The organism is Brevundimonas sp. UBA7534 (assembly GCF_002479325.1).
In the GTDB taxonomy this organism is placed as follows: Bacteria; Pseudomonadota; Alphaproteobacteria; order Caulobacterales; family Caulobacteraceae; genus Brevundimonas.
Genome location: NZ_DLMO01000083.1, coordinates 1 through 6,323, shown reverse-complemented (window position 1 = coordinate 6,323; position 6,323 = coordinate 1). Strand labels below are relative to the sequence as shown.

Below are 6,323 nucleotides of genomic sequence, written 5' to 3'. Positions count from 1 at the left end.
GCCCGAACCACTGACGGAGGGGGACCGGTCTCAGGCCGCTCCCGAGGCGCAATGACGGGCGATGAAGGCCTCGTGGGTCGGCATCGCCCGCGCCGTCTTGTCGATCACGGCGCGCAAACCCGCCAGCCGCTGATCCAGGGCGCCCTCGTCCATCGCATCGGCGAGCGGGTCGTGGCCCTGCGGCTGGATATTCTGGCCGATCAGCACGGCGACCCAGCTGGCTTCGCTGAACAGCTCGTCCCCTTCGCGGAAGATGCGGCCGCCCGCGCGGAACAACTCGATGCGCCGCGCCAGCGTCTCGGGGATCGGCATCTGCGAGACGTGGCGCCAGAAGGCTGTGTCGTCGCGCTGGGTCGCCTTGTAGTGCAGGATGATGAAGTCGCGAATCTGTTCGAACTGAACCTGCGACAGCCGGTTGAAGGTGTCGCTGAGCGCGGGGTCGAAGGCCTTGTCCGGGAACAGGGCCAGCAGCTTGGACACGCCGCTCTGGATCAGGTGGATGCTGGTCGACTCCAGCGGCTCCAGAAAGCCGGACGACAGGCCCAGGGCGACGCAGTTCTTGACCCATTGCTGCCGACGGCGGCCCGTGGTGAACCGCAGGGCGCGCGGCTCCGCCAGGGGGGCGCCGTCCAGGCCGTCCAGCAGGGCGGTCTCAGCCGCCGCGTCGCTGGTGAAGCCGCTGGCGTAGACGTGTCCGTTGCCGGTGCGGTGCTGCAGCGGGATACGCCAGCGCCAACCCGCGGCGTCGGCGGTCGAGCGCGTATAGGGCGTCAGAGGCTCGACGCGGGCTGACGGGACCGCCAGGGCGCGGTCGCAGGGCAGCCAACGGCTCCAATCCTCGTAGCCGGCGCCCAGGGCCTGTTCGATCAGCAGGCCGCGAAACCCCGTGCAGTCGATGAAGAAATCGGCGTCCAGACGCCGGCCGTCGGTGAGAACGACGGCGTCGACGAAGCCGTCCTCGGGGCGAAGCAGAACCTGGGCCACCTTGCCCTCGATGCGTTCGACGCCGCGCGCCTCGGCGAAGCGGCGCAGATAGGCGGCGTAGAGGCCGGCGTCGAAATGGTAGGCGTGCCGAAGGCTGGACAGGACGGTGCGGGGGTCCGGGCTGGCCGGGGTGAACCGGTTCAGCCGGGCCGCGACGGCGGACAGGCAGTAGTCGTCCAAGGAGCCGGCGCCCGCCTGGCGCCGCCTGAGCCAGTACTGGTGAAACTTCACCCCTTCCAGGTCCATGCCGAACGCGCCGAACGGATGGATGTAGCGGTCGCCCCGGCGCCCCCAATCGACGAATTCGATGCCGAGCTTGAACGTGCCTTGCGTCGAGCGCAGGAAATCCGCCTCATTGATCCCGAGCAGCGCGTTGAAGCTGGCCAGGGGCGGGATGGTCGCTTCGCCCACGCCGACCGTGCCGATCTCTTCGGACTCGACCAGGCGCACGCGAACGCCGGGGGGAAGCCGCGTCAGGGCCGCCGCCGCCATCCACCCCGCCGTTCCGCCGCCGACGATCAGGACCTCGCGTATCTGGTTGGGGTTCATGGTTTTTTCTTCAATTTCCTGGGCGTGGCGGGCGCGCGAGGCGCGTCCGCCGCGAGCGGCGTCACATTGACGCTATCCGTCAGTCATGTTAATGGCATTGATTGACAGCGCTGTCAGCTGTCCAAGAACATATCTCTCTGGGGGGATTCATGCGCGACACCATTTCCTTGGCGCCTTTCGACCTGCGCGGTCGCGGGCTGATGTGCGGCGTCTCGGCGCTCGCGTTCGGCGCGATGCTGCTGGCCGGTCCGGCGGCGGCCCAAACCACCGACGAGACGCAGGAGCCGGAGGTCGAGCAGACCGCCCCATCGGGCGATGTGGCCGAGGTCGGCGAAGTCGTCGTCACGGGCATCCGCGCCAGCCTTCGCAACGCCCAGAGCATCAAGGAGAACGCGGACGTCTTCGTGGACGCCGTGACGGCCGACGATATCGGCGCCCTACCGGACCGGTCGGTCACCGAGGCGCTGCAGCGCGTGCCCGGCGTGTCGATCAACCGCTTCGCCGGCGCCAGCGACCCGGATCACTTCTCGGTCGAGGGCTCGGGCGTGGTGATCCGCGGCCTGAACTTCGTGCGCTCCGAACTTAACGGCCGCGACACCTTCTCGGCCAACAACGGCCGCGACCTGTCGTTCGCCGACGTGCCGTCCGAGCTGCTGGGCAGCGTGGAGGTGTTCAAGAACGCCTCGGCCGAAATGATCGAGGGCGGCATCGGCGGCACGGTCAATCTGAACACCCGCAAGCCGTTCGATTCGCCCGGCCGGGTCGTGGCCTTCACCACCGAAGCCAGCTGGGGCGACATGCGCCATAATCTGGCGCCGACGATCTCCCTGCTGGGCAGCGATCGATGGGACACCGCGCTGGGCGAATTCGGCCTGCTGCTGAGCGGCGTGCATTCCGAGCTGGATTCGCGCGCGGAGGGGCTGCAGTCGCTGAACTACCGTCTGTCGACCGTGGACGGCGAGGATCGCTGGACCCCGTCCGGCCTGGCCTTCCGCACCCAGGAATTCGATCGTCGCCGCGACGGGATCGCCGCCGCCGGCCAGTGGCGCTCGAACGACCGGCGCATGGTGGCGACGCTGCAGTACCTGCGCTCGGATTCGCAGCAGGCGTGGCTGGAGAACGCCATCGAATCCGTGGTGGACGACACCGGCAATCGCCAGCCGCTGGCGGGAACCGACTGGACCTACAACGCCGACGGCCTGTTCACGGGCGGCGCCATCACCTCGACGGCGGACTGGCGTTCGGCCGATCCGTCCGTGCCGCTGAACGGCATCCAGCACCTGTTCGTCAAGCGGGGCGTGGTGCAGGACTATGTGACCAGCGACTACGGCTTCAACTTCAAGTGGACGCCGACGGACCGGCTGCGGCTGAACTTCGATGCGCAGTATGTCGACTCGACCGTGGACGTGATCGACTTCCAGCTGACGAATTCGTTCTTCGCCGTCGATGTGCTGGACCTGACCGGCGACCTGCCGTCGCTGGCCCTGCTGGCGCCCGACGGCGGCGACATCGACGCCTATCTGGCCGATCCGTCCAACTATTTCTGGCGCAACGCCATGGATCACATCGAGCAGAGCGAAGGCGACGAATACGCCTTCAAGGCCGATGTGGAATACGATCTGAACACCGGCTGGCTGGAATCGGTCAAGGTCGGAGCCCGTTTCGCCGAGCGCGACCAGACCACGCGCAACTCGGCCTACAACTGGGGCGTCATCTCCGAGATCTGGAACGGCGCCACCGGCCCGGTCTGGCTGGATCAGGGCGCGACCGCCACGCCGCGGCTGACCGGCGGCCTGGACCACGCCTCGCCCTACAGCTTCAACGGCATGGGCGTGCCGGTCACGACGTTCGGCTACGCCGGCAATCCGGCCCAATCCTATGGCGCGACGACGGACTTCGTGCAGGCGATGAACGCCATCTGGGGCGGCAACGGCTGGGTCCCGCTGGCCGGGCGCTCCAACGTGGTTCCCGGAACGCCCTTCACCCCGGGCGAGATCAACACGACTAACGAGCAGACCTCGGCCGCCTATCTGATGCTGAAGTTCAACAACGGGGCGGACCCGGTGTGGGGCGAAAGCATCTCGATCAGCGGCAACGTCGGCGTCCGCTACGTGGAGACCAAGATCGCCGCCGAAGGAGCGCTGAGCTTCCCGACGCAGAACCAGGTCTTCAGCGGAACCTGCGCCCCGCCCGTCGGCGGCGGCGAGCTGCCGGCCTTCTGTCAGTTGACGCCGGAGCAGCAGGCGGCGGCCCTGGCCTTCGCGACCGGAGCATCCATTCCGGAAACGGCTGAGCACAGCTACGACAACTGGCTGCCCAGCCTGAACGTCAAGTTCGGCCTGACGCCGGAATTCCTGGTCCGCTTCGGCTATTCGCAGGCGATCCGTCGTTCCGACCTGGGCCTGACCCGCGACCAGGTGCCGATCCAGCCGCGCGTCATCGACAACATCTTCCTGGGCTTCGAGGCCCAGGCCGGGAACACCTATCTGGACCCGATCAAGTCCGAGCAGTTCGACCTGTCCGGGGAATGGTATTTCGCCCCGACCGGCTCGCTGACGCTGTCACTGTTCCACAAGACGCTGAGCGACGTCATCACCAACGGCTATTACGACCGGACCATCACCAACAACGGCCAGACGTTCGACGTCTATGTCCGGGGTCCGACGAACAGCGCCGAGGAAGGCACGGTCCAGGGGCTGGAGCTGGCGTATCAGCAGTTCTACGACTTCCTGCCCGGCTGGCTGTCCGGCTTCGGCGTGCAGGCCAACTACACCTATATCGACAGCTCGGGCGTGCCGCAGGAGAACCTGGACGCCGGCAAGGCCAATCCCGGCGGCAGCGAGCCGACCATCGACACCAGCCTTCTGCCGCTGGAGGGCCTGTCGGAGCACAACGCCAACTTCACGGCCATCTACGAGAACGAGAAGGTCTCGGCGCGCCTGGCCTACAGCTGGCGCTCGGAGTTCCTGCTGACCACCCGCGACGAGATCGTGCCCTTCGCGCCGATCATGTCGGACGCCACCGGGCAGCTGGACGGATCGATCTTCTATTCGGTCAACGACCGGGTGAAGGTCGGCGTGCAGGCCGTGAACCTGCTGAACGAGACGACCAAGACCTTCCAGGTGCTGGACGACACCCTGCAGCAGGCGCCGCGTTCCTGGTTCCGCAACGACCGCCGCTTCTCGTTCATCGTGCGCGGAACCTTCTGAATCCTCCCCCTCGCTTTCTGAGCGAAAACTGGCGCGCCGTGCCGCACGGCGCGCCATTTCTTTGTCAGTGGTCGTCCAGGAAGGCGGCGGTCCAGACCAGGGGCGCGTTCCAGTTGATCGCGACCTCGTTCAGCGCATAGGCGCCGATGTCGTCGGCCCAGCAGGTCTGCGCCCGGCAATGGCCGGACAGGCGCTGCGCGACTTCGTCGGCCATGGCCTGGTTGTTCGGGCCGCCCGACAGGGCTCCGGCCGGGGGCGTCGGATAGGCGGGGTCGGCCGCGTGGGCCCAGAACCGATGGTGCGGGTTCCGCATCGGGCGGTCGCCGTATCCGCTGACGTAGGACTGATCCAGGGGGTTGCGGCCCAGCACATAGTCCAGGGCCTGGATCGCGCCGTTGCGATATTCCCACTCGCCGGTGAAGTCGAAGGCTAGGCCCATGACGACGGCGCGGCTCAGGATCGCGCCGTTCGATCCCCAGGGATAGTCCGCGCCGCCGAACGGCACGCCGTAGCCCGAAGCCCACCCCTCTTCGAGATAGGCGCGCGCGCCGGCCGCCACATTGGCGCGTACGCGAGCGCGGTCCGCGTCCGGCAGGGGCGAGGGGACAAGGGCCAGGGTCATGGAGCCCAGGCTGGCGACGCTGGGCCAGCCGGGATCGCCGGTCGCGCTGGCGCCCGAACGCGGGCCGCCTAGATAGTAGGGCGAGGTCTTCAGCGCCTTCAGATAGGCCTCGGCGCCCGTCGCGGCGTAAAGTTCGGCCGTCGCCCAGTAGAATTCGTCGGACACGTCCGTGTCGCCGTAACCGCCGCCGCCCTCGAACCGATCCCAGGCGAAGACCTCGCGGTTGCGCAGGGCCGCGCGATAGGCGCGCTGCGAGGCGCTGGCGCAGCGCCGGGCGAAGTCCACGTCGATGGTGCGCCATATCCGAGCGCACTGGGCGCCGACAGCGGCCAGGTTCAGGGTCGCGGCGGTGCTGGGCGGATAGAGGAAGCGGGTCTCGTGGTCGTCGGCCGGCGCGGTCGGCAACGGCGTCCAATGCGCGTCGTGGACCTTGTGATGCGCCATGCCGCCGGCGTCGATCGGGGTCAGGCTCAGCGGACCCTCGGCGGACTGGACGCCGACCGGGACCGCCAGGGTCACGCCGTCGGGAATCTGCATCCGCAGCAGGAATTCGATCTCGTAGCGGGCCTCGTCTAGCAGATCGTCGACGCCGTTGCCCGCTTCGGGAATGTCGGCCTTTCCATCGGCGAAGGCCGCCGCGCCTGGCCCGCCCTTGGCCTGGGCCCGTTCGTAGGCGTTCAGCAGCATCCAGGTCGCGATGCCGCCGTTGACGACGTACTTGCCGTGGTCGCCGGCGTCGTACCAGCCGCCGTGGACGTCCAGGCTGTAGTCGCAGCCGGGCCAGGTCGCGCCGGCCTTGTCCGGTCCCGAAAAGCAGGTCGCCGTCTCCTGCGCATGGCCCGCCGGGCGCGCCAGGTCGGGCCGGGCCACGTGGTCGGCCGAAATCTCCATCCCGGCGCGGTTCTGATAGAAATAGGCCAGGGCGTCGTACTGCAGCGACCGATGCGGATGGTCGGCGA

Annotated in this window: 3 protein-coding genes; 1 reads left to right on the top strand and 2 read right to left on the bottom strand. The window is 68.1% G+C overall.

Annotation, left to right across the window (positions count from 1 at the left end; genetic code table 11):
- Positions 1–30 precede the first annotated feature (30 nt).
- Positions 31–1,533 (bottom strand): tryptophan halogenase family protein, encoded by a 1,503-nt coding sequence (locus B2U11_RS06200; protein WP_292070637.1) that lies wholly within the window; start codon positions 1,531–1,533, stop codon positions 31–33.
- 149 nt (positions 1,534–1,682) lie between these two features.
- Here B2U11_RS06200 and B2U11_RS06195 point away from each other — a divergent pair, with 149 nt between their 5' ends.
- Complete coding sequence (locus tag B2U11_RS06195; protein ID WP_292070636.1) at positions 1,683–4,742, top strand: TonB-dependent receptor; 3,060 nt, start codon at positions 1,683–1,685, stop codon at positions 4,740–4,742.
- Between the two features lie 64 nt (positions 4,743–4,806).
- Here the strand turns inward: B2U11_RS06195 and B2U11_RS06190 are convergent.
- Positions 4,807–6,323 (bottom strand): glycoside hydrolase family 9 protein (locus B2U11_RS06190; protein ID WP_292070635.1); only part of this gene is annotated, 1,517 nt, incomplete at its 5' end.

What these genes read in the sequence shown, in the direction of transcription:
- B2U11_RS06200 (WP_292070637.1), bottom strand. Translation starts at nt 1,533, where the DNA reads ATGAACCCCAACCAGATACGCGAGGTCCTGATCGTCGGCGGCGGAACG.
- B2U11_RS06195 (WP_292070636.1), top strand. Translation starts at nt 1,683, where the DNA reads ATGCGCGACACCATTTCCTTGGCGCCTTTCGACCTGCGCGGTCGCGGG.